We start from the raw sequence: 24,846 nt of genomic DNA, 5'->3' as shown, positions 1-24,846 counted from the left end.
CCTGAATAGACAGCACCCATCGAGGGTGTTTTTTTGTTTTTTTGACCAACAAGTGGCGCTTGGTTTGTGTCACCACTGTTAAGGAAATTTCATGCCTGTAATTACACTTCCTGATGGCAGCCAACGCCAATTTGATAATCCTGTGTCCGTGATGGATGTCGCCAATGACATCGGTCCTGGTCTTGCCAAAGCCACCATCGCCGGTCGCATTAATGGCCGTTTGGTTGATGCTTGTGAGCTTATCAGCACCGACGCGACCCTGCAGATTATCACTGCCAAGGATGATGAAGGCCTGGAAATTCTGCGCCATTCTTGTGCGCACTTGTTGGGACATGCGATTAAACAGTTGTGGCCGAACACGAAGATGGCTATCGGCCCGGTTATTGATAACGGCTTTTACTACGATGTGGATATGGAGCATGCGCTGAGCCAGGACGACCTGGATAAATTGGAAAAGCGTATGCAGGAACTGGCGAACACCAGCTACGACGTGGTTAAGAAAGTGGTGAGTTGGCAGGAAGCGCGCGATGCCTTTGCTGCGCGCGGCGAGTCATACAAAATTGAAATCCTGGATGAGAACATCAGCCGTGATGATACTCCTGGCCTCTATCACCATGAAGAGTATGTGGATATGTGCCGTGGCCCGCATGTACCTAACATGCGTTTTTGCCAGCACTTTAAAATTATGAAGGTGGCCGGTGCCTATTGGCGCGGAAACAGCGACAACAAGATGTTGCAACGTATTTATGGCACGGCCTGGGCGGATAAAAAACAGCTCAAAGCTTATTTACAGCGTTTGGAAGAAGCCGAAAAGCGCGACCACCGTAAAATTGGTAAGGCACTGGATTTGTTCCATTGGCAGGAAGAAGCACCGGGTATGGTGTTCTGGCACAACGATGGCTGGACTATCTACACTGAGCTGGAAAAGTTTGTGCGCGAAAAATTACGCACTTACAGCTACGGCGAAGTAAAAGGCCCATTGATGATGGACCGTACGCTGTGGGAAAAATCCGGTCACTGGGACAAATACGCGGAAAACATGTTTATTACCGAGTCGGAAAAACGTATTTATGCGATTAAGCCCATGAACTGTCCTGGTCACGTACAGATCTTTAATCAGGGATTAAAGTCTTACCGCGACCTGCCGCTACGTATGGCGGAATTCGGTTGCTGTCACCGTAACGAGCCGTCAGGCGCCTTACATGGTCTGATGCGTGTGCGCGGCTTTACCCAGGACGATGCACATATCTTCTGTACTGAAGAGCAGGTGCTGAGTGAAGTGGGTGGCTGTATCGACATGATTTACGAAACTTACCAAACCTTTGGTTTTGAAAAGATCGTAGTCAAACTGTCCACTCGCCCTGAAAAACGGGTGGGGTCTGAGGAAGCCTGGGATAAAGCCGAGAAAGCGCTGGCCGAAGCACTGGACAGTAAAGGCATTGAGTTCCAGTATCTGCCCGGTGAAGGGGCGTTCTATGGTCCGAAAATTGAGTTTACTTTGCACGATTGCTTAGATCGTGCCTGGCAGTGCGGTACCGTGCAGCTGGATTTCTCTATGCCGGGTCGTTTGGGTAGTACTTATGTAGCCGAAGACGGCGAGCGTAAAGTGCCGGTGATGATTCACCGTGCGGTATTGGGATCGCTCGAGCGTTTCATCGGTATACTTACCGAAGAATACGCCGGATACTTCCCGTTGTGGCTTGCTCCCATGCAAATGGTGGTAATGAATATTACCGATAATCAGGCAGAATATGCCGCCGATGTGGCAAAAAGGTTACAAGAAGTTGGCTTTAGAGCAAAGTCTGACTTGAGAAACGAGAAGATTGGCTTTAAAATCCGCGAGCACACTCTAAGGCGTGTTCCTTATATGTTGGTTGTCGGCGACAAAGAAATGGAAGCTGGCGAGGTGGCAGTAAGGACTCGGAAAGGCGAAGACCTGGGCAAATTCTCCCTTGAGGAGTTTATTAACAAGGCCCAACAACAGGTCACTAGCAAGATTATCGAATAATTTCGGAGGAAGAACATATTAAAGGCGCTAACACTCGGGGCCAAGATTCAGCGAAAGCCCGCATTAACGAAGATATAAGAGAAAAAGAAGTTCGTTTGATTGGCGTGGAGGGTGAACAACTTGGTGTTGTCCCACTTGCCCAGGCACTGGAGTCAGCTGCTGCGGTAGAGTTGGATCTGGTTGAGATTAGCCCTAATGCTGAGCCGCCGGTCTGTAAAATTATGGACTACGGCAAGTTCATCTTCGAAAAGAGTAAAGCTCAGAAAGAGCAGAAGAAAAAGCAGAAGCAAATTCAGGTCAAGGAGGTTAAATTCCGCCCTGGCACTGATGAAGGCGATTACCAGGTCAAACTGCGCAACCTGCGTCGCTTTCTTGAAGGGGGTGATAAAGCCAAAGTCACGGTTCGTTTCCGCGGACGTGAAATGGCTCACCAAGAGATTGGCATCGAACTTCTGAATCGTATCAAAAGTGATTTAGAGGACCTTGCCAACTGCGAGTCTTTCCCTAACCGGGTGGAAGGCAGACAGATGATCATGGTGATGGCCCCCACTAAACGGTAAGTAAGGCTCATCAAGTGCTTTGATGACTGCGCGTCAAAGTCGCCTTACTACTTGGTTGTAACTTAAACAATGCGGAGTTTTAGCAATGCCTAAAATGAAAAGCAACAGCGGTGCCGCGAAGCGTTTTAAAAAATCTGCTTCCGGTCGCTTTAAAAGCAAGCAGTCTCACTTGCGTCACATCCTGACCAAGAAGAGCTCTAAGCGTAAGCGCCACCTGCGTGGCAAGAAACTGGCCCATGACTCGGATACTGCGTTGATCCAACGCATGTTGCCGTACGCTTAAGCTTTAAGGAGACTGAAACATGGCAAGAGTAAAACGTGGTGTTATTGCACGTGCCCGTCATAAAAAGGTACTGAAGCAAGCCAAAGGTTACTACGGAGCCCGTTCACGGGTGTATCGCGTTGCCGTACAGGCGGTTACCAAAGCCGGCCAGTACGCGTACCGTGACCGTCGTCAGCGTAAGCGTCAATTCCGTCAACTGTGGATTGCACGTATCAACGCTGCGGCCCGTCAGAATGGTTTGTCATACAGCCGTTTCATCAACGGTCTGAAGAAGGCGTCTGTCGAAATCGATCGTAAGATCCTGGCTGACATCGCTGTACATGACAAAGCCGCTTTCAGCGCACTGGTAAATGCTGCCAAAGGCGCATTGGCTTAATATTTAACTATTAAGCTTGAGTTCTTTCAGGAAAACGGGAAGCCGGATGCTTCCCGTTTTTTTTATTTGCTTACATATCTCTCGTTAACTGGTGCTTTGACGCCTTGTCTTCATTTGCTGAACCAGCGCATAATACGGCGCAAATCAAATAGTGAAAGTCTCTGAAAGCAGGAAGGCCGGAGAAAAGGAAATTGAATCGTCCAGACATTCAGCAACTTTATCGTGCTCACCACGGTTGGATGAAAAATCTACTGGTTCGCAAACTACGTTGCCCTGAAGACGCGGCCGATCTGGCGCAAGATGCATTTGAACGTTTGCTGCGAAAGCCCCTTAGCTTCGATAACGTGATGGGTGGTCGCCACTACTTAAGCCGCATCGCCCACTCCCTTTGCATTGATTTATGGCGCCGCCGTCAAATTGAACAGGCCTACATGGAAAGCTTAGCGCTGTTGGCACCTGAGTGCATCCCTGATGTAGCTGAACAGCAAGTTATCATTGATGTGATAGTGAAAGTGGATCAGTTGCTGTCGCGTTTACCTCGAAAAATAAAACGTACCTTTATTGCTGTACAGATTGAGGGCCTTACTTACCAGCAAGTAGCCGAGCGGGACAAGATTTCTATTGGCAGCGTTAAAAATTATCTGGCTCAGGCCATAGTGCGACTAACCAGTTTCAGGGAAGAACATCATCTTGACTAATACATCGTCGATGCCAAAGCAAAGTCTGGAAGCAGCTGCGTACTGGTTTGTTGAACTGCGCGAACAGCAGCCAGACGCCGAAACCAGATTACAGTTTGAAGACTGGTTGTCGGACCCTGAACATCAATCTGCCTGGCAGAAAGTGCTGGATATGCACAGCACCTTTGAGCAGTTTAATCAGCATCAGCAGCAAAATCCGGCTTTGCACAGTGTTTTACAGCAACCTTTAGTGTCAAGGCGCGCAGTGCTCAAGTGTGTAGCGCTATTTGGCGTGTCATTTATGACCTACCTGGCCGCCAGAACACCTTTTGCTAAGTCTACCTGGTATCAGATGGCTGCCGATTATAGCGTACCGGTGGGACAATCTGCCCAGTTCCCGTTAGCCCAACACATTCAGCTGTGGCTAAACACCAACTCGGCAGTAGACGTCAATCTTGCCGATACGCGCAATCAAATTGTGCTGTTACAGGGGGAGGTGTTTGTTGAACATGCTGGTCGCGTTGGTGAAGGCGCCTTACAAGTTAGTACAAATTGGCAGGATCAGCCATTGGCCGTTGAGTCCGGTCACTGCCAGTTCAATCTGTATCAACACCAAGAGGGGTGTGAGCTGTCTGTTTATCAGGGAGAGGCGATTTTCCACGGGCGAACTACATCAAAAACCCTGCAGGCTGGCCAGCAAATAAGCTGGGGAGAAAACGGTTTTTCAGCTCTTGGCACGGTGAAGCATTTGCCCGGTTGGCGAGACGGTAAACTTATCGCACAAGGCATGTCGCTACAGGCTTTTGCATCAGAGCTTAATCGCTACAGACAGGGGTTTATCCGGGTTGAACCTGATGCGCAGGCGCTTAACATCGACGGTGTATTTCCGGCTTTTGATAGTGATAAGGCTTTGGAAATGCTGGCGAGCAGCTTGCCAGTGAAGGTGAGTAAAGTGGGGCCATGGTGGGTTCAAATCGCCCTGGCATAATGCAGCAAACCAAGTCTATCTATTGTGCGCCCTCATTCATCTAAGCCCGGACTTATACTTAGGCTGCTACCTGCGGCCTTAGCGTTTATTATGGCCAGCAAGGTCAGGGCTGAGCCGTATTATGCATTTGAGTTAAAAAAAGGCGATCTTAGACAGTGCCTGACTGCTATTGCACAAAGAGCGAACGTCTTTATCTCAGCGGATAGTCGTTTGATTGCGGATAAATCCTGTAGTGGTTTCACCTTAAGGCTGAGCGCCGAACAGGCGCTGGCAAAAGTGGTCACAGAAGCCGGTCTTCGTTATCAACAAGTGGGGGAGGCGCACTTTGTCATTCAGAGTGACAAGATCTCAACTGGCGAGCCTGGGGCTCCAACCGAAATCCGTTTGACCTTTTCGCTGCCAGATAAACATACCGCCCTTTTTACCCCGTTACCTGACTGGCAGGAAGCCACAAGCCAATCCTCAGGCATAACGCAAAGCCTTAAACAGACCCCACAAACGGTATCTTTGGTAGACCCCAGGGCATTTCAATCCTTTAGCCAAACTGATCTGGGTGAAGTGCTGCGCGCATCGCCGGGCATATACAGTACCTCCAATGCCATTACTGGCAACCGGGAGTTCCGCGCTCGCGGTAACTTGTTGAATCCTTTTTTGGTTGATGGGCAGCCTTTCGCGGAGTCCAACTTTGCGGTGTCAGAGCTGGATGCGGTGTATTTTGATTTGTTTGAAATCAACCGTGGCACCAACGGCATCCAGCAGGACAACGGGGTGAATTCTGCGTCGGTGAATTTACTACCAAAACCGGCCAGTGACAGCCGCTTTTTAGACCTATCTGCCGGGTATGGAGAGTTACTGTCGCGCAGATTAAGCGCCGACCTTGGCGGAACCTTGTTAGCCCCTAGCGGACTGACGGGGCGACTGGTGATGGTAGATCAAAAGCAACAGGATGCTGCAGAGTACTCTCGGAATATACGCAGTGGTGGCTATGGGCGGCTGACTTGGCAGCTCAGTGATGCCACCACGTTGGATTTTTATCATATTGAGCAACATGACAAGCAGCAGGAGCGGTCAAAGATAAGGCCTTTACTATATGCTGATCTCAGTCCTTACGATGGACCACTGTCGACCAATTTCTGGCCAAGCTGGTCGGGCGGGGCGCAGCGCTTGGCTTTCTCTCATCTATTGCTGGAACATCAACTGAATCTAGTCTGGCGGGTGAGGTTAAGCCTGAGTAAGGCAAGACAAAAATCAGATATATTGTTTCAGGAGTTTGATAGCTTTCCTGACCGTCAGAGCCTGTCACTAAGCTATTGGGCTTATCAGCAAAAGCTTCATTACAAAGCGGATAAGAGTGTACTGAGTTTGGATGGCGAGTTGGAGCTTTACTCGCTACCTGTGAGTATCAGCCTGACCGCCAGTAGTACCTACAGTCGCAGTCTGCAGCATTTAAATGAAATGGATTATCAGGGACAGCTTGTGATGCAGCCTGGCAGCTTTAAGGTTCTCAACCGTGACCAGCCTGTCCCTGATAGCGTCTTGGCGAGCTATATCAATGACCTGCGCGTTAAGGTGGATAGCATCAAACTGGCCAGTCTTATCAGGCTCAGCGAGTCCACCCAAATATCCGTGTCTGTGCGGCGTAATCACAGCCAATATGCAGCTGACAGCAGCATTTTTTTTGGTGAGACAGACAAAGACAAAAGCCAGTACAACAACCTGTATCTGGGTATCAGTCAGGCCATAGGTGATATACAACTTTATGCCAGCTATACCGATATCGTGGATTTTCGCAGTGGTTACCTGTCCATGTTAAATATTGGCTTGTTGCCGACCCGGCATATTTCTTCTGAATTGGGGATGAAAGCTGATTTATGGCAGCGTAAGGGCCAGTTTAGTCTGAGTGCGTATCAGAGCCGGCCGCAGAAGTTTGGCCTGGCCCCTGACCTCACTTACGCCAACCAGGCTGGGTGGGAAGCGGAATTTCGCTATCAAGGCCAGGCTGTGCAAGTCAATATGGCTTACGCGCGTCGACATTCACAGCAGCCGATGGACAATTTCAGCGTACAATTTCCTGATACCTTGTATCGTGCCAATTTGGCCTACGCCTTACCCTGGACAAGGCTGAATCTGGCGCTGGGCGCAGCCATTGAAGGGGAGTCCAGGCAACATTATCTGCTCAGAACCTTTATTGACAGCAATAGGGTCGAAGTTACTCAGCCTGCCAGTTGGCGGCTCAATGCTTATTGCACATGGCAGATCAACGGAGACAGTGCACTGACCCTGAGTGTTAAAAATGTGCTGGATAAGGGCTACTTTGATGGTGTGGATCTCGTTCGTGGCTGGGCTGCCTACGGCGCACCGCGGCAAGTCGCTATCACCTTTGATCAACATTTTTAAAAAAAATTTGGCTGCTTAACCACACTCACTCGTTTCCTTATTAACAGCAATGTCGCTGTCAATTTATTCGCACGGCCCGATTATTCAGAGGCGAAGTGTGAAATTGAAGCTAATAAGGAAGTCCAATTGAATACCCAGCTTAAGGTGCTTGCCACCTCCATTTTTGTTTTACTCTCTGGTTGTGGTGGAAGTGGTGGTGACGCGCCAGCGATAGAGGTGCGTCCTAATCAGCCGCCGGTAGCCAATCTGGTGACTAGTCATACTCGTGTGGAAGTGGGCGAATTGGCGCGTTTTGATGCAAGTGCTAGCCAGGATCCTGAACAGTCCACTCTGCGCTACCACTGGAAAATTCAGGATGCAGGTGGTCAGGATTGGAGCCCGGCAGACGCCAGCCAGGCAGTGCTTGAGTTTAATCCTCAGCAGGCGGGTTCATACCATATCACGCTGACAGTGACAGACAGTCAGGGCGCCACCAATAGTCAAAAAGTGCTATTGGAGGTGAGCCAAAGTCAGCGCCACAGCTTGTCCATCAAAACTACCAAAGCCGCGAAGGTAGGCGACGTCGTCGAGCTGGAGGCGGTTTTCACGCATATGCTCAGCGACCAGGTGACCCCAAAATACAACTGGACCCTGGTTGCCAAACCAGCGGGCAGTCTGGCCAGTATACAAAAGCGTCAGCAGATCCAGAGCCAATTTCTGGCCGATGTGGTAGGTGACTATGACATTATGTTGTCGATGCAACTGGGCAACATTATTAAACGCGAGGTTAAACAGCGGATCAGTATCCATAAAGCAGGCGATGTGCCGCCGCAGGCAAAGATTGATACCCGCAATCTTTCCCAGCTTTGGGTGGGGGACAGTTTAACCCTGACAAGCCTGAGTACTGATGCTGATAATGATGTCCTAAGTTATCAGTGGCAGGTAAAAGGGGCAAAGGCTCAGCCTCACCCTGCTAACTTGCCCAGCTTTTCGTTTGAACCTGATGCCCTGGCAATCTACCAGGTGTGCCTGACCGTAAATGACGGTAAACACCAGGATACGGATTGCGTAGATATTAAAGTAACAAATGAGAATCGCGCACCAGTGGCTTCATTTGATCTTGCCCCTGGTAACGGCGGCGGTGCCCTGAAACCTAACCAGAATATCGCGCTGATAAGCCAGGCCAGCGATCCTGACGGGGATAATCTGGAATATGAATGGCGTGTGTTAAGTAGTCCGGCAGAGAGTGTATGGAGCCTGGACAGCTCGAATGCCGATGCGCCGGTATTTAATGCCAATATGGCCGGAGAATACCAGCTGCAACTGCGGGTTTATGACCAAAAACAATACTCAGCAGCCTTTATAAAAGTGCTCAAGTTACACCAAAGCAGTTTGCCGACGGTACGTATTTCGACCACTGCGCCCTCTGTCACTGTAAATCAATGGGCCAGCCTGCATGCCTTTAGCGACGTGGAAGATGAATCGGTACGTTTTACCTGGCATCTGTTGAAACAGCCCGAGGGTGCCAATGCGCAATTGGACGGAAAAAGCCTGCGCACCTTGAACATTAAGACCGATTTGGTCGGGGAATATTTGCTCCAAGTCATGGCCACCACCAATCAGGGGCAATCGGCCCCTGCTACGATTTTACTGGTTGCGGATAACAATTTGCCGCCTGTTGCGCGTATGGCTGGGCAAAATGAGCGCAATGTCTTGGTGGGTGAGCTTTTGAGCTTTGACGCTGCTATCAGTTACGACCCCGAAGGGCAGTCACTCAGCTACAACTGGCGTGTATTCGAGGAAGCGACACAGCAAATTATTGAGAGTCAGCTAGACGGTGAAAACTTTCACTTCAGTCCCAAACATGTCGGCAGTTACCGTGTGTTTCTGACAGTGAGTGATGGGCTGAAAACTACCGAAACGGCCTTTGTTGTAAGGGCCGTTGAGACATTACCTGATCAGCTAGAGTTAACAGGTATTTTGCTGGACGAAGCGAATCAGCCGGTTAGCGGGGTAAGTGTGGCAACCAATTACATTAAAATTCGCCAGGGCTATACCGGTTTTTACCAAACCTATACCGACAAGTCTGGTCAGTATCGTCTGTCCTTTGATCGCCCCTCTGAAGGCGATTGGGAACCTGGTGTGCGGGTCGGGTTCAGCTTGGTAAATGGATATCAAGACTTTCCAGTGACCTTGGATTCCAGCAATGTGGTTAATTTAGGCGTAAAGAAGGTGGCGGTTTTTCAAGAGGTGATTTTCCAAGCGCGCTTTTGTGATAACGCTACATCAGATAATTATCAGACCTTACTCAGGGGCCGTGGCAGCGACAGCACTGACTTTGCGGTTAAATCCCAAATGATCCTGTCCGTTAGCCGTGATGCGCCAAATATTAAAACTAAACTGTTGGCACCGGCCATATTTAGATCACTGAATAGTCGCTTTACCTTCAATGGCAGCACCGAGTTTGAACATCTGTATGATGGTAACGGCACAAAAACCCTGTTCGTGGATATTTGCGAATAGTACTAAGGCACAAAGCAAGAGCCGGGCTCTGTGCCCGGCTTAAATTGAATAGAAAATGCCGGCTTTCGCCGGCAAAAGGCGTTTAGGCCAGAGAGCGCCTAGAACGCGTACTTAGCTGAAAACTGCAATCTGTCCATATCGCCGTCCAGACCATTTTCCAGCTCACGGGTGGAGTGAGAGTATTCCAGTCCAAAACTCAGTGCTTTAGTGGGTGCATAGATTGCATTGACCGCCATTCTGTTGGTGGTTTCTGTTACCCCTGTACCGGTCAGCGCTAGATCATTGTCAGCGTCGAAGAAGGAGTAGCTCAGCGTTGAACGCCATTGATCATTCCACCAGTGGCGATAGGCGACAAAACCACCGCTGGAATCGATAGCTTCTAGTTCGTTGTTAGCATTCAACACAGCGCCGTTGGCGGCGTTGATACCCAAATAGCGCCCCATGCCTGAACCTAGGTTATACATCACCTTTATGTCATCTTTACCAAGATTGAACTTGGCAGAGACACTAAATGCAGTGGCTGTCTCGGTTGTGTCAATATTAGTGCCATTGTCATAGGCTAACTGCCTGATAAGGGCGGCACCAGACACATGACCCCAATCGGCTTTATGAGTGTAGCGTAACACCAAATCAGGTACTGAGTTATCGTCAGTGACTATACGTCCACCACCACCATAGGGTGTTACTGTGGTTTCAGGGTTTTCAATAGCCACTTGAAAACCGCCGTGGCTATATCTAATCATGGCTTGACGCACGAAGATCGTACCGTCAGTGGTGCCGATGAAGTCAAGACTCTCTGGCAATACGGATACGTCCTGGAAGGTACTCCAGGTCTGACCAAACAACCATCCATCATACTCTATAGTGGCGATACGCAAGCGAGGGCTGTAAGAGTTGCTGACCCTTTCGTCACCATTAGGTGTGGCCATGAAATCCAACTCGATCTTGGTTGATAGTGTCTTGCCGTTTTCCAGGGCAGTTTTGGATGAGAAATTAAAGCGGGTTTGACGGGCGTGCATGTCAAAGGCGGTACCTTCATCATTGCCGCCAACAGGTGTGAGGCCTGGGATATAAAAATCACGTCCAAGGTTACCAGATGGCAAACTACCGTCAGAATACTGGCTCGCTATGGCATCAAGTTTAACGTAGCCACCAAAGGTGAATTTGGTGTCTTCTAATACTGACGCCTGAGCGGCAGTTGTACAAAGTAGGGCACTCATTAAGTAGGCAAGGGGACTCTTCGTTATGCTTTTCATTGCAGTTCCTCGTGTTCAAAGTCTGCTTAACAATTGTTCAGTCGGACAAAGTGCTCAATCAGACCATGGTCTAAGCGACTAAGGTCGAAGAATTACGGATAACGCCGAGAATCTTATTGTTAAAGGGGTGTAAAGCCTGTTTTAATTCAGTGTTAATCATATGTTTTACGACTATGGTCTAATACTTTAGCCGGGCCGGCTCCTTAGTATTGCAACGAAAATTACATGGAGATCTGACAATGTCGCATGCTACTTATCCTGTTTCATCCTATCCACATCGGGCCACCCATGCCGACAATGCAGAGTATCTGCGGTTGTACAAATGGTCAGTGGAAGATCCCGAAGGGTTTTGGGCTGAACAGGGCAAAAGACTGGATTGGATCAAACCATACAGTCAGGTCAAGGCGACTAGCTTTGCCCGCGGAAATGTTAATATTAATTGGTATGCCGATGGGCAATTGAACGCAAGCTACAACTGTATTGACCGCCATCTGAAAACCAACCCAGACGCTACTGCTATTATCTGGGAAGGTGACGACCCTGCCTCTGATAAAACCATCAGCTACCAGCAAATGCATGATGAAGTATGCAAACTGGCTAACGCTATGAAGGCTAAAGGCGTTAACAAAGGCGATCGCGTTATTATTTACATGCCGATGATTCCTGAAGCGGCCTATGCCATGTTGGCATGTGCGCGCATTGGTGCCGTGCATTCGGTTATCTTCGGTGGATTCTCACCTAACGCTATCGCTGACCGAATTGAGGATTGCCAGGCCAAGTTGGTGATTACAGCTAACTATGGTCGCCGCGGAGGGAACAAGGTTCCGCTTAAAGCCAATGTCGATAAAGCGCTGGAAAAAGACGGTACATCCAGCATCCAAAGCGTCATCGTTTGCCAATTGCTGCAGGAAGATACCTTGATGCAAGAAGGCCGTGACGTTTGGTGGCATGATGCCGTTGCTGGCTGTGCGGCAAGCTGCGAGCCAGAGGCCATGAACGCTGAAGACCCGCTGTTCGTATTGTATACCTCTGGTTCAACTGGCAAGCCTAAGGGCGTGGTACATACTACGGGCGGTTATCTGGTCTATGCATCCATGACCCATGAGTATGTGTTTGACTACAAACCCGGCGATGTTTACTGGTGTGCAGCCGATGTGGGTTGGATTACCGGACACAGCTATATCGTTTACGGTCCATTTGCCAATGGCGCCATTTCTCTGATGTTTGAAGGTGTGCCGACTTATCCTGATGTGCGTCGTATGGCGCAGGTGGTGGATAAGCATAAGGTTAATATTCTTTACACCGCACCAACGGCTATTCGTGCACTGATGGCGAAAGGGGATTTCCCTGCCGAAGGCACCAGCCGCGAATCCCTGCGTTTGCTCGGCAGTGTGGGTGAGCCTATTAACCCTGAAGCCTGGGAGTGGTACCACGACAAGATTGGCGACAAACGCTGCCCAATCGTAGATACCTGGTGGCAGACCGAAACCGGCGGCATAATGATCACACCTCTACCGGGTGCAACAGATCTTAAACCTGGTTCAGCCACACGTCCTTTCTTTGGTGTTCAGCCCGCTTTGGTTGATGCCGAAGGTAAGTTCCTGGATGGTGCAACAGAAGGTAACCTGGTGATTAAGGACTCCTGGCCAGGACAAGCAAGAACCGTATGGGGCGACCATGACCGCTTTGAGCAGACCTACTTCAGCACCTATGACAACCTGTACTTTACCGGTGACGGCGCGCGTCGGGATGAAGATGGTTATTACTGGATTACCGGACGTGTTGACGACGTGTTGAACGTTTCTGGTCATCGTCTCGGTACCGCTGAGATTGAAAGCTCGTTGGTTGGCCATCCGGCTGTTGCAGAAGCTGCAGTAGTGGGTTATCCCCATGACATCAAAGGGCAGGGCATCTATGTGTATCTGCTGCCTACCGATGGGGTGGAAATTACTGAGGAACTGACCAAGCAAGTACGTCAATGGGTAAGAGACGACCTCAGTCCCATTGCAACGCCTGATTTTATTCAATGGACACATGGTCTGCCGAAGACTCGTTCTGGCAAAATTATGCGTCGTATTTTGCGTAAAATCGCCGCCAATGAGTTTGAAAACCTGGGAGATACTTCGACCCTGGCAGACCCATCAGTGGTGGACTCACTGATTGATAAGCGTTTGAATCGCTGATTCAACTGGTGTCTGCAGCAAAAATAGCGGACACTGTCAAAGGCCGCCGCCAGGCGGCCTTTTGTTACTTGTCATAATGGAGTCACCATGGCTAAGTTTTTGATTGCTGATGACCACCCTTTGTTCAGAGAAGCTTTGGGGAGTGCACTGCAACTGAAATTTCCTGCATTATCGCTGGTTCAATCCGATTCATTGGATTCCACGTTGAAAGCACTTAGTGAACACGACGATGTGGACTTAGTGTTGCTGGATTTGCATATGCCGGGTTCCGGTGATCTGTACGGCCTTATTCGGGTCAGACAGGATTTTCCAACTGTTCCTGTGGCGGTGATATCCGGTAGTGAAAGTCTTGAAGTGGTGTCTAAAGTGATGGGCTTCGGCGCCTTGGGCTTTATCCCTAAATCATCTTCATCAGAACAAATCGCTGCAGCCATAAACAGCATTTTGGAAGGCGACAATTGGGTTCCGGAAGCCTTACGCGACAAGATCCAAAAAATTAGTGATGAAGATCGCGACTTGGCGCAGAAAGTCGCGGATTTAACCCCGCAGCAATACAAAGTATTGTATTTAATTCACAATGGCCTGTTGAATAAACAAATTGCCTACGAGCTTGGTATCACTGAGGCTACGGTCAAGGCGCATGTAACAGCAATTTTCCGTAAATTAGATGTATACAGCCGGATTCAAGCGGTACTGTTGGCCGAAAAACTGCAATTAGAACCACCAGGTAAAGGCACACAGGAAGAGGTAAGCAAGAACGGTTAATTCCCACTTAGTCTTTGAATTTTGTGCTATATGAATGGATACAACAGCACAAAAGGAAAGCCTATGAAACGGGTTATCGCGCTTTTCACACTCCTGGCGCTTAGCGCCTGCTCCAAGCTCACTATGTCCAACTACGACCAATTGAAAGCTGGCATGAGTTACCGTGATGTCGTGGAAATACTCGGCAATGCCGATCGCTGTGAGGACCTGGTTGCCAATCGGGAATGTATCTGGGGCAATAAAGATGGCCGCCACATACAGGTTAATTTTGTAGCGGGCGCGGCTGTCTATTTCAATCAAAGTAGTCTTTAGCCAGATTAAGTTCATACCTGGTTCAGGCTGACAGCGGATACTGACGTCAATTTCATACACCAAGGAAATTTGCATGAAAAAATTGATCGCTGTATTGCTGTTGGCTGGTGCGTCTCTGTCTGCTGTGGCCCAAGAGCCGGAAAATGCTATTAGTGTGGTGGGGCAGGCAAATGTCAGTGCGGTACCTGATTTATTTCAGTTCAGTCTATACGTTGAAGAAAAGGGGCCGGTTGTCTCCAAACTCAACGCCGAGGTAAGTGAAAAAACCAGTAAGTTGGTGAACTTTTTGCTAAAGCAGGGAGTGAAAGAGCGGGATATCCAGTCTTTACATGTTCAGCTTTATCCTTGGTACGAACATACCGAGAAAGGCTCAGAGCAAAAAGGTTTTGTATTGGCCAGACAGATCCGTGTCAGTCTGCGGGAACTTAATTTATATGACAAAGTACTCGATGGGGTGCTTAAACTGGGCGCCACCCGTATTGACGGCTTTCAGCATAATGTTGAAAACCAGCAAGCCCTTTATTTAAGTGCCTTGGAATTAGCGGTTAAAAATGCTGAGCTGCGCGCCGAAAAGCTAGCCAAAAGTTTGGGCGCTAAGGTGGGGAAGGTGTTGTCTGTTAGCGAAGCGTCTAATTATCAACCTGCTCCTATGATGCTGGAGTCACGTATGATGATGAAAGACAGTAGCGGAAGTATGGCCGGTGAGATGAATATTGACGCACAAGTTCAGGTTAAGTTTGAATTAATTCAATAACCTGCGATTAATCAAGCAAGGGGGCCTTAATGGCCCCTTTATTGTTCTTGGCAAACTGATACAACAAAGGGGTTTTATTTTTAGGTATTTAGCAGTACCTTGTGCGGCCTTGTATAAGAGTTTCGTTAACATGCCAAAGATAAAATCAGAGCTCTACCGGGAAGTAGTTCAGCAGGCGTCAGCGCTGATGGACGGCGAAAGGGATTTGATTGCCAACCTTGCAAACCTCAGCGCACTTTTATGGATGCAATTACCTGATATCAATTGGGCTGGTTTTTACCTGCTCAAAGAGGATGAATTGGTATTGGGGCCGTTTCAGGGCAAGCCCGCTTGTGTTCGAATCCCCATGGGGCGCGGCGTATGTGGCACGGCTGCCAAACTTGAACAACCACAGTTAGTTGAGGATGTTCACCAGTTTGAAGGGCACATTGCCTGCGATGCTGCATCTAACTCCGAAGTGGTTTTGCCTTTTTATCTGAACGGACAGCTAGCCGGCGTGTTGGATATTGACAGCCCCAGTCTGGCAAGGTTTGATCAGGACGATTTGCAAGGCTTACAGAAACTGGTTTTAGCCTTACAGGATGCGATGGGGTGAAGTCGATGATAGACATCCATGTGGTGTTGGCAACCCCAGCCGACATGGAGTTTTGGGAAGATTTGGCCGAAGAGGCAGCCGATAGGCTAAACGAGTTGCTGCATTATTTGTACGCTCAGGTTGATGAGGATATAGATACACATCAACTTGAACTGATGATGCAACATATCTGGGAAACCTGGCATCAGGACCAGTATTTATTAGATATAGACGAGCAGGAGCTCTACGACTGGGTTGACCAACTTGTGGCAACTTGGGATGATGAGCACCCTGGCGCACACTTAGATTAACCGTTAGAAATAAGCGAATGGATAGCCCACAGAAGTTTTCAAACAGCAAAGAAGTGATTAGTTTCTTGGCTGACACCTTTCCCGCCTGCTTCAGCCTAGAAGGCCAGGCTAAACCCCTTAAAGTTGGTATTTTTCAAGACCTGGTTGAGCGTCTGGAAAGTGACGAAAGGGTAAGTAAAACCTTGTTACGTGCGTCTTTGCGCCACTACACCAGCAGTTGGCGTTATCTGCATGCTGTCGTTGAAGGAGCGCATAGAGTTGACCTTGACGGTAATCAGGATGCGATTATCGAAAAGCAACATGCAGAACATGCGCAGCAACAGCTCGCTGAAAGTAAACAGCGTGTAGCAGATAAACGTAAAGAGCAGGCTAAGCATCGTCAGGATGCAAAACCTCGTTACAAAAAGTCTTCTGCTGGCAAAAGCGAGCAAAACCCCGATAAAACAGGGGGGGAGCAGAGTAAACCAGCTGGAAAAAACAGCCACCAGGGAACTAATTCCTCTCAGAGCAAACCAATTAAGCGACCACCACCAGAAAAATTGAGCGATACTGATCTGGTAGCTGGCACGCAAGTAACGGTTAAAATTGGTAAAACTCCTATGCCAGGGACCATTAATGAGGTCGGCAAAGATGGGGTACATGTCCAGTTGAACTCAGGTATGGTAGTAAAAGTACCTGTCGACAGCCTGAGATTGGCGCGTTCTAAGAGGTAAATTATGAAAAATGCGATTCACGTTTCAGTTGCCGCTGCATTATTGGCAGCAAGTTATGGTGCCGGTGCTGTAGCCACTACTCCCAGTGCCCATGATTTACCCAATTTGGAGCAGGAATCGCAACATGCGGTGGCGACGAAGCGAATTTCGTCGTTATTCACCCGCGCACATTACAAAGAGATTGAACTCAATGATGCGCTTTCCGAACGGGTTTATGACCGTTTTTTGAAAGCGCTCGACCCGAACAAGAACGTTTTCACTGCCGCAGACATTGCTGAATTGGAAAAGTATCGAGCAAGTTTTGATGATGCGCTCGAACGAGGCCAGTTGGCAGGGGTGTACGACATCTACCAACAGAACCTTAAACGTCGTGTTGAGCGATACGAATACGCGCTGTCCTTGCTGGATAGTAGCTTTGATTTCGAAAAGGCGGGCGACGCACTCGAGTTTAATCGTGAAGATGCCAGTTGGCCTAAAGATGTGGCTGAGCTGAATGAATTATGGCGCCAGCGCGTTAAATACGACGCTCTTAACCTGAAAATGGCAGGGAAAGACGAGGCTGGCGTTAAAGACTTACTGAGTAAGCGTTACGAGCGGGCCATCAAGCGTCTTCAGCAAACTGAAAGTGAAGATGTCTTCCAGACCTTAATGAATTCCTTTGCCCGAACTATCGAGGCGCATACCAGTTATCTTTCTCCGCGCAATGCTGAGCGCTTCCAAATGGACATGAACTTGTCTTTTGAGGGGATCGGGGCGGTACTGCAGTCTTTGGATGATCATACCGTGATTCGTTCCATTGTGCCTGGTGGGCCAGCTGATTTGTCTAAACAGATTAAGCCTGAAGACCGCATTGTTGGTGTGGCTCAGGAAGATGACGAATTTGTTGATGTCGTCGGCTGGCGTTTAGATGAGGTTGTTGATCTGATTAAAGGGCCAAAGGGCAGCGTGGTCAGACTGCAACTGCTTAAAGGTGCAGCCTCGGATTCAGCTACGCCTGAGGTGGTCAGCCTGACTCGCGATAAGATTAAGTTAGAAGATCGTGCGGCCAAGTCGGAAGTTTATGTGCCTGACACAGGTCCTAATAGGGGCCAGAAACTAGGTGTAATTTCTATACCCTCTTTTTACAACAACTTACATGAAGATGTTCGAAAAGAGTTGGATTCGCTAAAAAGTGAAAATGTTGAAGGTGTCATTGTTGATTTACGTGGCAATGGTGGTGGTTCTTTAACCGAAGCGACACAGCTCACCGGCTTGTTTATCGACAAAGGACCTGTAGTACAGATTCGTGACAGTGCCGGTCGTATCCGTGAAGAGCGTGATAATGACGGCATCGTTTACTACGATGGTCCGTTAACGGTGTTGGTAGATCGCTATAGTGCCTCAGCTTCGGAGATTTTTGCCGCCGCTATGCAGGATTATGGTCGGGCATTGATTGTTGGTGAGCAGACCTTCGGTAAAGGTACAGTACAGCAGCATCGTGGTCTGGGACGTATTTATGACCTGTATGACAATCCTCTGGGTAGTGTTCAGATCACAATAGCTAAATTCTATCGGATTAATGGCGGTAGCACTCAGCATAAAGGTGTGGTGCCGGATATCCTGTTCCCTTCCGCCATTGAACCCTCTGAGTGGGGCGAAAGCCGTGAAGAGAATGCCTTGCCATGGGATAGCATTCAGCGTGCGAACTACACCACTTTTGGTGAAACCGGCTCGACAGTCAGAGAAGTGTCGGAAAAGCACATGGCGCGTATTCAGCAGGATCCTGAGTTCGCTTATATCCTCGAAGACATCAACGAGTATCGCGCCCGTAAAGATGATAAAACGATCTCTTTAGTAGAATCTGAACGACGTAAAGAGAAACAAGAGAATGAACAGAAAGCCTTGGCCAGGGCGAATGAGCGTTTAACGCGCATGGGGCTGGCTAAGGTTGAGAATTTGGATGACCTTCCTGAAGCGCTGGAAGAACTTGATCCCATTCTCGATGAAGCGGCTGCGATAACCTACGATGTGGTGGGTACGGGCAAATACGCCATTCGTAGCAAGTAATACAACAAACGCGATTCACTAACAGGGCTATGTCATCATAGCCCTGTTTTTATCTAGGTGATACACAGGACTTGCCAGCCAGGCAAGGTCAGCAGACGATAGGGAATCCTGGGTCTGACTGACGATGACAGAAAAGACAATAACAATAACGAAGGTTTGAAAGATGAGTGTAAGAGGGGAGTTTTCTTCCAGGCTTGGATTTATCCTGGCTGCGGCAGGATCTGCTGTAGGGCTTGGAAATATCTGGGGTTTTCCAACCCAGGTAGCCAGCAACGGCGGTGCGGCTTTTGTACTGGTTTATATGATTCTGGCCTTTGTACTGGCATATCCGGTGCTGATGGCTGAATTATTGATAGGGCGTTCCACACGTTCAAATATGGTTGATGCGCTCGGACGCATTTCTGGCCACTGGTTGGGGCGTGCGACAGGAATCTGGGGCATAATAACCGTATCGTTGATCCTGGCTTTTTATGCCATCGTCGGCGGTTGGATGCTGGCCTACGGTTTTGAGTCTCTGGCGACTATTGCCGGTTTTGATGATTTTGCCGCCTGGCTGACTGAGTTTTCTACCCCTAGAAATATAATCTGTTGCGGCTTATTTATGCTGTTGACCGCTGGAATTGTGACCGGGGGGGTGAGTAAAGGTATCGAAAAATGGTCGGTACGTTTGATGCCAACCTTGTTCATTATTATCACCTTACTGATTGTTTACGTCATGACGCTGGATGGGGCAATGCAAGGCCTGAAAGTCTATCTGGTACCGGACTTTTCCAAAGTCTGGAGTCCTGACTTGTTAATCAGTGCCATGGGACAAGCTTTTTTCTCCATGTCATTGGGGGTCGGTACCATGTTGGTGTATGGCTCTTATGTTGGACGTCAGGAAAAATTGCCCAGCCTGGGCGCCTCGGTTGCCTTGGTTGATATTGGTGTCGCTATTTTAGCCGGATTACTGATTATCCCGGCGATGTATGTGGCTTTACACAATGGTGTCCAGATTTTTTCTGAAGCTGGTGAGCTGATTGATGGTGACACTCTGATTTTTACCGTGTTGCCCGCATTGTTTGACACCATGGGCGCAGCCGGCAATGTCGTAGCCTTGGCGTTCTTTGCGCTGATGATTATTGCTGCACTGACATCGTCCATTTCCATGCTTGAGGTACCTGTTGCCTACGTAGTTGAAAACAAGGGAATAGAGCGTCGCCGTGCGGTTTGGCTAATCGCTGCTGTTATCTTTATCTGCAGTATTGTTATTGCCCTTAACTTCAGCACTTTATTTGGCTTGGTCATTTCCCTAACCACTGAGTACAGCCAGCCTTTGCTTGGTATGGTGCTGTGTATTTTTGCTGGGTGGGTATGGAAGCGAAATGAAATACTCAAGGAGTTACAGGCCAGCGATCCTCAAGCACATCAAGGGCTTTTCTGGAAGATTTGGCCCTGGTATGTGCGCTTTGTCTGTCCGGTAATCATTATTTTGATGTTCTATCGGTCAGTACAATAGAATCACCCTCTCTATAAATGTTGAACGGCGGCTACCAAGTCGCCTGTTTATCCGGTTGCAGCATGTTCATGTCACTGTCTGTAAAGGATACTTGGAGTAATTATTAAAATGTCAAACCCAAGACAACCCTCATTGCTAGACGCCATGATCCCTATTGTGGTTTTGGTTGGTCTGCTGGCCTCGTCAGTCATTCTGTTTTCTGACAACTCATCCTACGGCCCTAATCAGATTGCATTGTTGATCGCCATGGGCATCGCTGCCTTGATTGGGATCAAAAATGGTTATTCCTGGCGTGAAATTGAAGCCGGTATCGTGCATGGTATTTCCCTGTCACTTGGGGCAGTGTTGATTTTGCTCGCGGTAGGTTCCTTGATTGGCACCTGGCTGTTGGCTGGTACTGTGCCATCCTTGATTTACTACGGTCTGGAATTGTTAAGTCCGTCGGTCTTCTACGCGGCAACCTGTTTAATCTGTGCCATAGTTGCCATGAGTATAGGTAGCTCTTGGACCACAGCGGCGACTGTTGGTGTAGCATTAATGGGAGTGTCCAATGGGATGGGAATGTCGGAAGCCGTTACCGCCGGTGCCGTCGTTTCAGGTGCTTATTTTGGCGACAAGATTTCACCACTTTCTGAGACGACCAACCTGGCACCCGCAGTCGCCGGGACCGAGTTGTTTGAACATATTCGCTATATGCTTTGGACCACTATCCCCAGTTTTGTTATCGCTTTGATCTTATTTTTACTTATCGGCTTGAATGCCACTGAGCAAGCATCGATGGCGAAAATCCAGGAAATGCAGACGATGTTGGCCGAAAACTTTAACGTTGGCCCCTTGATGCTCGTTCCTTTGATTGTGCTGTTAGTCTTGGCGATGCGTAAAATGCCGGCATTTCCTGCCGTATCTATTGGGGCCTTGTTAGGCGGGCTTTGGGCGGTGATTTTCCAACCCGATCTTATTGCTAAGCTCGCCAGCGAAGGTCGTGAAGGCTGGCTGGCCAATGTTACTGTAGTATGGCAAGCGCTCTATGATGGAGTGAGTCTGGATACCGGCAACCCTGATATGAATGATTTGCTAAGCGGTGGTGGTATGTCCAGTATGCTGAATACCATCTGGTTGATTGTCTGTGCATTATCATTTGGTGCCGTACTGGAAAAAACTGGCTTACTGAAGCGTGCTGTCGCAACCTTACTGCACGGTGCAAAAACAGCCGGTGGTATGGTGTCCCGCACGATTCTGACTTGTTTTGGCACTAACCTGATTTCTGCCGACCAGTACATGTCTATCGTTATGCCTGGGCGCATGTATAAGGATGAGTTTGCCAAGCGTGGTTTGCACCAATTGAATTTATCCAGAAGCCTGGAAGATGGTGGCACTATTACATCGCCGCTTATCCCATGGAACACCTGCGGTGCATACATGCACAGTGTATTGAAGGTGGATCCACTTAATTATGTGTTTTACGCGTTTTTCAATCTTATCAGCCCAGTCTTAGCCATTATTTATGCTTATCTGGGGATTAAGATTCTGCGTATCCCTGTGCCACAAGAAAGCAAAGCCTAATCTTCGTATTTAGATCAGTACGTCTTAACAAAACCTCCACCGATTTCGTGGAGGTTTTGCTATCCTCTGTTGCAAATTTAACGTTTAGGAGTCGTTATGTCCGCAGCCAGCCCTCAAGCCATGAAACTAGCCGATTATCGTCAGCCTGACTTTCTCATCCCAGAGTTGTATCTGGAGTTTGAACTGCACGAGACGCAGACCCTGGTTACCGCTGTCAGTAAAGTCTCTCGGCAGGGGGAGCATAATCAGCCTTTAGTGCTTGATGGTGAAAAGCTTGAACTGGTGCAAATACAGATTGATGGTCACAACGTACCTGCCAAAGACGATGATAAGGGCATAAGTATTGATAATGTGCCGAATGAATTTGAGCTTCGTGTTGTCACTCGCATAGATCCAAAAAACAATACGTCTTTGGAAGGGCTGTATAAGTCGGGTCAGGCATTTTGTACACAATGCGAGGCCGAAGGCTTTCGTAAAATCACTTACTTTTTAGACCGTCCTGATGTGATGGCAAAGTACAAGGTTAAGATTACTGCTGATAAGCAGGCCTATCCCCATTTGTTGTCCAATGGAAACAAAGTGGATCAGGGGGATCTGGCCGATGGCAGGCATTGGGTACTTTGGGAGGATCCATTCTTTAAACCTTGCTACTTATTTGCACTAGTCGCGGGTGACTTTGATCTGCTAGAAGACCTATTTACCACCGCAAGTGGCCGCCAGGTGGCACTGCAACTATTTGTCGATAAAGGTAATCTTGGTCGGGCAGGACATGCCATGGATTCTCTAAAAAAAGCCATGCTCTGGGACGAACAGCGCTATGGTCTGGAGTATGACCTGGATATCTATATGATTGTCGCAGTCGACTTTTTCAACATGGGTGCCATGGAAAATAAGGGCCTGAATGTATTTAACAGCAAGTTTGTGTTAGCCGATCCGGCCTCTGCGACGGATGAAGATTTCTTCAATATCGAGTCAGTGATCGCCCATGAATATTTCCATAACTGGACGGGGAACAGAATAACCTGCAGAGATTGGTTTCAGCTCAGCCTCAAAGAGGGGTTGACGGTATTTCGTGACCAGCAGTTCAGTGCTGATATGGCAGACCCGGCCATTGTCAGAATTAAACAGGTGCAAGTGATAAGGGAACACCAGTTTGCCGAAGATGCAGGCCCTATGGCACATCCTATTCGGCCAGACGAGGTCATGGAAATGAACAATTTCTACTCAGTGACAGTGTATGACAAAGGCGCAGAAGTGATACGCATGTTACATACTCTGCTTGGTGAAGAAGGGTTCCGCCGTGGTATGGATTTGTATGTGAGTCGCCACGACGGGCAGGCGGTTACCTGTGACGATTTCGTGCAGGCCATGCAGGATGCCAATAGCACAGATCTGAGCTTATTTCGTCGCTGGTACAGCCAGTCAGGTACACCAACCGTTAAGATCCAAGAGACTTACCACGAGGAAAGCGGCGAATATTCAATAGAATTAAGCCAATACACCGCGCCCACTGCCGATCAAAAAGACAAACTTCCTTTGCATTTGCCCATTGCTATCGAGTTAATTGACGGAAAAGGTGGTCAACAGCAGGTGTTATCGCTGACCCGAGAATCTGAAAGTTTTAACTTGGGTTACTTTAGCCAGAAGCCGACCTTGGGTGTCCTGGCTGGATTCAGTGCGCCGGTGAAGATCACTTTCTCACATGACAATGAAGCGCTGCTACAGATAGCACTTAATGGGCAGGATGATTTTCTGCGTTGGGATGCATGTCAGCAATTGTTAAGTGAAGCAATTCACCAGGCCGCGGGACAGCCTGGCTTAGGCCTTCCAGATATTCTTTCAAAGCTATTTGCCGGCATTTTGCTGTTGGCTGAACAGCGGCCAGCCCTTGTGGCTGAAATGCTGGCACTACCCAGCTTTGAAACCCTGGCACAGCAGCGCAGTCAGATTGATGTTGATGCCTTGCTGTCTGCTCGCAAGCAATTAAAAAAACAATTAGCGGTTGCATTTCAGACGCCACTGAAGGACTTAGTGACCGGCGCATTGGCCGATACTTATCGTTATGAGCAAGAGCAAGTACAGAGCCGCCGAATCAAAGCCGTCAGCCTGACTTACTTGGCAGAGCTGGCAGATACTGAGCAACTGTTACAAACGGCTTATCAGCACAGTGATAATATGAGTGATACTTTGGCGGTACTGAAAGCCTGTCAGGAGGCTAATCACGCTTTGTTCGTTCCACTCATGCAAGAGTTCGAGGCGCATTGGAGCAATGATTCGCTTGTCATGGACAAGTGGTTTGCGCTACATGGAAGCCGTCAGCATCGCGATAGTATCGCAACACTTGAGCTGCTTAGCGGCCATGCCATGTACAGCATCAATAATCCCAACAAGGTGCGCGCCTTGATTGGCAGCTTTGCCTTCTACAATACCGCAGGTTTTCATGCTGCAGATGGCAGTGGCTACCGCTTTGTTGCAGACTATTTACTGAAACTGGATGCAGTTAATCCTCAGGTGGCCTCACGTTTGATAACACCAATGCTGGGCTTTACTCATTTGGATAACGCGAGGCAGGACTTAATTGTCAAGCAACTGGCGCGACTACTAAATCACAAGTCGTTGAGCAGAGACCTTTTCGAAAAGGTAACGAAAGCGCTACATTTAGCTGCGTCAACGGATAAGGCGTTGAGTTGAAGACCTTTTTTTTTAATCTTCGGCTAAGCTACGAAGAGTGCCGTCCTCTTTATTTGGGGACGGTACAAAATTTAATTGTGCGCACAGACACTGGTGAAAGGGTTCAGTTGCCGGTAGTAAATTTGCGGCCTTTTGTTGAAATGCAAGGGCTTAAGGGACGCTTCCGGCTCATTGTCAATGAGTACAACAAAATCCATTCACTTGAACGTGTAAGTTGAGTTTTTATTCGATTTAAAAGTGTCAACATGATGATTTATATAGACATATTGATGGAATTCAACTGGTACGATTAGTTCTTGATAATAAGCTAAAATGATGTAATCATTTTGTAAAAATGCCAGTGAGATCACTGGTTACCTGCTTACATCTGCGGACCCTCACACACACTG

Annotated in this window: 21 protein-coding genes; 19 read left to right on the top strand and 2 right to left on the bottom strand. The window is 48.5% G+C overall.

The window, feature by feature from the left end:
- Window positions 1–91: 91 nt before the first annotated feature.
- The 8 genes from thrS (at window position 92) to J0A65_RS11935 (ending at window position 9,791) form a co-directional block, all read left to right on the top strand.
- On the top strand, window positions 92–2,008 hold the full coding sequence (thrS, locus tag J0A65_RS11970) for a threonine--tRNA ligase (protein ID WP_206594421.1): 1,917 nt from the start codon (window positions 92–94) through the stop codon (window positions 2,006–2,008).
- A gap of 17 nt (window positions 2,009–2,025) precedes the next feature.
- A complete protein-coding gene (infC, locus tag J0A65_RS11965; RefSeq protein ID WP_206594468.1) occupies window positions 2,026–2,568 on the top strand; it encodes a translation initiation factor IF-3 in 543 nt (180 codons plus the stop codon).
- Between the two features lie 85 nt (window positions 2,569–2,653).
- Window positions 2,654–2,851, top strand: a complete 198-nt coding sequence (rpmI, locus tag J0A65_RS11960) for a 50S ribosomal protein L35 (RefSeq protein ID WP_102795353.1) — start codon at window positions 2,654–2,656, stop codon at window positions 2,849–2,851.
- 19 nt (window positions 2,852–2,870) lie between these two features.
- Window positions 2,871–3,227: a 50S ribosomal protein L20 gene (gene rplT / locus J0A65_RS11955; protein WP_102795354.1), complete on the top strand. Its 357-nt coding sequence runs from the start codon at window positions 2,871–2,873 to the stop codon at window positions 3,225–3,227.
- Window positions 3,228–3,418: 191 nt separating this feature from the next.
- Window positions 3,419–3,925 carry a sigma-70 family RNA polymerase sigma factor gene (locus J0A65_RS11950; protein WP_206594420.1) on the top strand — a complete coding sequence of 169 codons (507 nt, stop codon included), beginning with the start codon at window positions 3,419–3,421 and terminating at the stop codon, window positions 3,923–3,925.
- Entirely contained in the window at window positions 3,918–4,892 is a 975-nt protein-coding gene (locus J0A65_RS11945) for a FecR family protein (RefSeq protein ID WP_206594419.1), read from the top strand. Before J0A65_RS11950 ends, J0A65_RS11945 begins: the two co-directional genes overlap by 8 nt.
- Before the next feature lie 90 nt (window positions 4,893–4,982).
- Window positions 4,983–7,289: a TonB-dependent siderophore receptor gene (locus J0A65_RS11940; protein ID WP_206594418.1), complete on the top strand. Its 2,307-nt coding sequence runs from the start codon at window positions 4,983–4,985 to the stop codon at window positions 7,287–7,289.
- Between the two features lie 126 nt (window positions 7,290–7,415).
- Complete coding sequence (locus tag J0A65_RS11935) at window positions 7,416–9,791, top strand: PKD domain-containing protein (RefSeq protein WP_206594417.1); 2,376 nt, start codon at window positions 7,416–7,418, stop codon at window positions 9,789–9,791.
- Window positions 9,792–9,889: 98 nt separating this feature from the next.
- Here the strand turns inward: J0A65_RS11935 and J0A65_RS11930 are convergent, their stop codons facing one another.
- Window positions 9,890–11,047: a DcaP family trimeric outer membrane transporter gene (locus tag J0A65_RS11930; RefSeq protein WP_206594416.1), complete on the bottom strand. Its 1,158-nt coding sequence runs from the start codon at window positions 11,045–11,047 to the stop codon at window positions 9,890–9,892.
- Window positions 11,048–11,286: 239 nt separating this feature from the next.
- Between J0A65_RS11930 and acs the strand changes: the two genes are divergently transcribed.
- Together acs and J0A65_RS11920 are read left to right on the top strand one after the other, a co-directional pair.
- On the top strand, window positions 11,287–13,230 hold the full coding sequence (acs, locus tag J0A65_RS11925; RefSeq protein WP_206594415.1) for an acetate--CoA ligase: 1,944 nt from the start codon (window positions 11,287–11,289) through the stop codon (window positions 13,228–13,230).
- 87 nt (window positions 13,231–13,317) lie between these two features.
- Complete coding sequence (locus J0A65_RS11920; protein WP_206594414.1) at window positions 13,318–13,995, top strand: response regulator; 678 nt, start codon at window positions 13,318–13,320, stop codon at window positions 13,993–13,995.
- On the opposite strand, the gene J0A65_RS28075 is transcribed toward J0A65_RS11920, so the two are convergent.
- Window positions 13,945–14,382, bottom strand: coding sequence for a hypothetical protein (locus tag J0A65_RS28075; protein ID WP_232849910.1), 438 nt, complete (start codon window positions 14,380–14,382; stop codon window positions 13,945–13,947). The two genes, J0A65_RS11920 and J0A65_RS28075, sit on opposite strands and share 51 nt — an antisense overlap.
- On the opposite strand from J0A65_RS28075, the gene J0A65_RS11910 reads away from it, so the two are divergent.
- The 9 genes from J0A65_RS11910 to J0A65_RS11870 all read left to right on the top strand — a co-directional run bounded on the left by J0A65_RS11910 (window position 14,381) and on the right by J0A65_RS11870 (window position 24,675).
- A complete protein-coding gene (locus J0A65_RS11910; protein ID WP_206594412.1) occupies window positions 14,381–15,061 on the top strand; it encodes an SIMPL domain-containing protein in 681 nt (226 codons plus the stop codon). The two genes, J0A65_RS28075 and J0A65_RS11910, sit on opposite strands and share 2 nt — an antisense overlap.
- A 130-nt stretch (window positions 15,062–15,191) precedes the next feature.
- The gene (locus J0A65_RS11905) at window positions 15,192–15,656 is read left to right on the top strand and encodes a GAF domain-containing protein (protein ID WP_206594411.1); all 465 of its coding nucleotides are present in this window, start codon (window positions 15,192–15,194) and stop codon (window positions 15,654–15,656) included.
- A gap of 5 nt (window positions 15,657–15,661) precedes the next feature.
- A complete protein-coding gene (locus J0A65_RS11900) occupies window positions 15,662–15,946 on the top strand; it encodes a hypothetical protein (protein WP_232849909.1) in 285 nt (94 codons plus the stop codon).
- Window positions 15,947–15,963: 17 nt separating this feature from the next.
- Window positions 15,964–16,659 (top strand): RNA chaperone ProQ, encoded by a 696-nt coding sequence (gene proQ / locus J0A65_RS11895; protein ID WP_206594409.1) that lies wholly within the window; start codon window positions 15,964–15,966, stop codon window positions 16,657–16,659.
- A gap of 3 nt (window positions 16,660–16,662) precedes the next feature.
- Entirely contained in the window at window positions 16,663–18,705 is a 2,043-nt protein-coding gene (gene prc / locus J0A65_RS11890; RefSeq protein WP_206594408.1) for a carboxy terminal-processing peptidase, read from the top strand.
- 163 nt (window positions 18,706–18,868) lie between these two features.
- A complete protein-coding gene (locus J0A65_RS11885) occupies window positions 18,869–20,203 on the top strand; it encodes a sodium-dependent transporter (protein ID WP_206594407.1) in 1,335 nt (444 codons plus the stop codon).
- A gap of 108 nt (window positions 20,204–20,311) precedes the next feature.
- Entirely contained in the window at window positions 20,312–21,766 is a 1,455-nt protein-coding gene (gene nhaC, locus J0A65_RS11880; RefSeq protein ID WP_206594406.1) for a Na+/H+ antiporter NhaC, read from the top strand.
- Between the two features lie 96 nt (window positions 21,767–21,862).
- Entirely contained in the window at window positions 21,863–24,457 is a 2,595-nt protein-coding gene (pepN, locus tag J0A65_RS11875; RefSeq protein WP_206594405.1) for an aminopeptidase N, read from the top strand.
- Window positions 24,454–24,675 (top strand): DUF2835 family protein, encoded by a 222-nt coding sequence (locus J0A65_RS11870; protein ID WP_206594404.1) that lies wholly within the window; start codon window positions 24,454–24,456, stop codon window positions 24,673–24,675. The genes pepN and J0A65_RS11870 overlap by 4 nt, the downstream gene beginning before the upstream one ends.
- Window positions 24,676–24,846 lie beyond the last annotated feature (171 nt).

This window comes from Bowmanella yangjiangensis, assembly GCF_017255015.1.
GTDB lineage: Bacteria > Pseudomonadota > Gammaproteobacteria > Enterobacterales > Alteromonadaceae > Bowmanella > Bowmanella yangjiangensis.
Note: the sequence above shows the minus strand (reverse complement) of the source record. Positions and strands in the feature narration are given on the sequence as shown.

What these genes read in the sequence shown, in the direction of transcription:
- thrS (WP_206594421.1), top strand. Translation starts at nt 92, where the DNA reads ATGCCTGTAATTACACTTCCTGATGGCAGCCAACGCCAATTTGATAAT.
- rpmI (WP_102795353.1), top strand. Translation starts at nt 2,654, where the DNA reads ATGCCTAAAATGAAAAGCAACAGCGGTGCCGCGAAGCGTTTTAAAAAA.
- rplT (WP_102795354.1), top strand. Translation starts at nt 2,871, where the DNA reads ATGGCAAGAGTAAAACGTGGTGTTATTGCACGTGCCCGTCATAAAAAG.
- J0A65_RS11940 (WP_206594418.1), top strand. Translation starts at nt 4,983, where the DNA reads ATGGCCAGCAAGGTCAGGGCTGAGCCGTATTATGCATTTGAGTTAAAA.
- J0A65_RS11930 (WP_206594416.1), bottom strand. Translation starts at nt 11,047, where the DNA reads ATGAAAAGCATAACGAAGAGTCCCCTTGCCTACTTAATGAGTGCCCTA.
- acs (WP_206594415.1), top strand. Translation starts at nt 11,287, where the DNA reads ATGTCGCATGCTACTTATCCTGTTTCATCCTATCCACATCGGGCCACC.
- J0A65_RS11920 (WP_206594414.1), top strand. Translation starts at nt 13,318, where the DNA reads ATGGCTAAGTTTTTGATTGCTGATGACCACCCTTTGTTCAGAGAAGCT.
- J0A65_RS11910 (WP_206594412.1), top strand. Translation starts at nt 14,381, where the DNA reads ATGAAAAAATTGATCGCTGTATTGCTGTTGGCTGGTGCGTCTCTGTCT.
- J0A65_RS28075 (WP_232849910.1), bottom strand. Translation starts at nt 14,382, where the DNA reads ATGCAAATTTCCTTGGTGTATGAAATTGACGTCAGTATCCGCTGTCAG.
- J0A65_RS11905 (WP_206594411.1), top strand. Translation starts at nt 15,192, where the DNA reads ATGCCAAAGATAAAATCAGAGCTCTACCGGGAAGTAGTTCAGCAGGCG.
- J0A65_RS11900 (WP_232849909.1), top strand. Translation starts at nt 15,662, where the DNA reads ATGATAGACATCCATGTGGTGTTGGCAACCCCAGCCGACATGGAGTTT.
- proQ (WP_206594409.1), top strand. Translation starts at nt 15,964, where the DNA reads ATGGATAGCCCACAGAAGTTTTCAAACAGCAAAGAAGTGATTAGTTTC.
- prc (WP_206594408.1), top strand. Translation starts at nt 16,663, where the DNA reads ATGAAAAATGCGATTCACGTTTCAGTTGCCGCTGCATTATTGGCAGCA.
- J0A65_RS11885 (WP_206594407.1), top strand. Translation starts at nt 18,869, where the DNA reads ATGAGTGTAAGAGGGGAGTTTTCTTCCAGGCTTGGATTTATCCTGGCT.
- nhaC (WP_206594406.1), top strand. Translation starts at nt 20,312, where the DNA reads ATGTCAAACCCAAGACAACCCTCATTGCTAGACGCCATGATCCCTATT.
- pepN (WP_206594405.1), top strand. Translation starts at nt 21,863, where the DNA reads ATGTCCGCAGCCAGCCCTCAAGCCATGAAACTAGCCGATTATCGTCAG.